This window comes from Streptomyces sp. NPDC104106 (assembly GCF_055584345.1).
In genome coordinates this window covers 1-1,570 of record NZ_JBVJMF010000066.1, presented here as the reverse complement: position 1 = coordinate 1,570, position 1,570 = coordinate 1, and the positions used below count along the sequence as shown (strand labels likewise).

Annotated in this window: 2 protein-coding genes; both read left to right on the top strand. The window is 71.0% G+C overall.

What is annotated here, in order from left to right; all coding sequences use genetic code 11:
* The first annotated feature begins 177 nt into the window (after positions 1-177).
* Positions 178-1,254 carry an SMP-30/gluconolactonase/LRE family protein gene (locus ACZ60X_RS43875; RefSeq protein WP_469611447.1) on the top strand — a complete coding sequence of 359 codons (1,077 nt, stop codon included), beginning with the start codon at positions 178-180 and terminating at the stop codon, positions 1,252-1,254.
* A gap of 35 nt (positions 1,255-1,289) precedes the next feature.
* A partial coding sequence (locus tag ACZ60X_RS43870; protein ID WP_469611445.1) for an FAS1-like dehydratase domain-containing protein occupies positions 1,290-1,570 on the top strand: 281 nt, incomplete at its 3' end.

Here is a 1,570-nt window from a genome sequence, read left to right as displayed (position 1 = left end):
TCAACGCCCACAAGGCAGGCACCATCAAGGGCCTGACCGCCGAAGTCGGCGCCTCCCTCACCTCCGGCGCCCCCATCTGCGAGATCAAGGACTGACGCGAAGGCGCCCCCGGACCCTGCCGTCGCCGCTTCTCTCTCACTTCCCCTCTCCCTTTCCCTGTTCTGTGAAGGAGCCACCATGTCCCACCGCCCCAGCCGCCGACGCGTGTACGCCGCGGCCTCCGCAGTCCTCGCCGCCGCCGCGGCCGTGACCCTGTCCGTGACCCCGGCCGCCCAGGCCCAGGCCCGGCACCTGCCGACCCGGCACTCCGCGCCCACGACAGCCCTGCCGCAGGTGATCCACGGTGTGGGCCACGCCATCCACCCCGAGGGCTTCACCTGGGACCCGACCCGCCACGCCTTCCTGATCGGTTCCCTGCGGTACGGCACCATCTCCGTCGTGGGCGCCGACGGCATACCGCACACCCTGGTCAGCGACCCCAGCCTGATCGCCACCGGCGGCATCCGGGTCGACGCGGCCCGCAACCGCCTCCTGGCGACCTACGGCGACGTCTACGCCGGCCCCAACGCCCTGCTCAGCGTGGGCTCCAGCCCGCAGACCCGGGGCCGGTACGCGGGGCTGGCCATCTTCGACCTGACCACCGGCGCCCTGGAGAAGCGCGTCGACCTCAGCCAGTCGCCGGGCCTGCACCTGGCCAACGACCTCGCCCTCGACCCGCAGGGCAACGCCTATGTCACCGACTCGTTCACCGGGAAGATCTTCAAGGTGACCCCGTCGGGCACCGCGTCGGAGTTCGCGTACGACACGATCCTCGACGCCGGCTACGACTCCACGGGCATGCCCAACGTCGGCGTGAACGGCATCGTCTACGACCGGGCCGGCTTCCTCATCGTCGTCCGCTACGACACCGGTCAGCTCTTCCGGATTCCGCTGCACCGGCCCAAGGACGTCCAGGAGATCACGCTGGACCGGCGGATCCCCGGCGCCGACGGCATGGCCCTCGGCTCGGACGGCACGCTCTACGCCGCGACGAACACCATCCGCTCCAGCGGCGTGCCCGCCCTGTTCAAGCTCCGCTCCGACGACGGGTGGAAGAGCGCCCACGTGGTGAGCGAGCAGGCGTCCCCCGAGGCGGCCCCCACGACCGTGTCGCTCACGCCCTTCGGCGACTACGTCCTCAGCAGCAACGTCAACGTCCTCTTCCAGAGCGGCGGCACCGAGACCCGCGACGGCTTCGTCATGCGCCGCTTCTGACCGTCCGCCACCGACACACCAGGAGGTGCCGGGCCATGGCGCTCGACCAGTCCTTCGTGGGACGGACCTACCCGCCCACCGCCCCCTACGAGCTGGGCCGGGAGAAGATCCGCGAGTTCGCGGAGGCGGTGGGGGACACCAACCCGGCGTACACGGACCCGGAGACAGCCCGTGCGCTCGGCCACCCCGATGTGATCGCCCCGCCCACCCTCGTGTTCGCGATCACTTTCCGGGCCGCGGGTCAGGTGATCGAGGACCCGCAGCTGGGCCTGGACTACAGCCGGGTGGTGCACGGCGACCAGAAGTTCGCCTACAG

Excerpts from the sequence above, each read along its gene's own strand:
- ACZ60X_RS43875 (WP_469611447.1), top strand. The coding sequence starts at position 178 with ATGTCCCACCGCCCCAGCCGCCGACGCGTGTACGCCGCGGCCTCCGCA.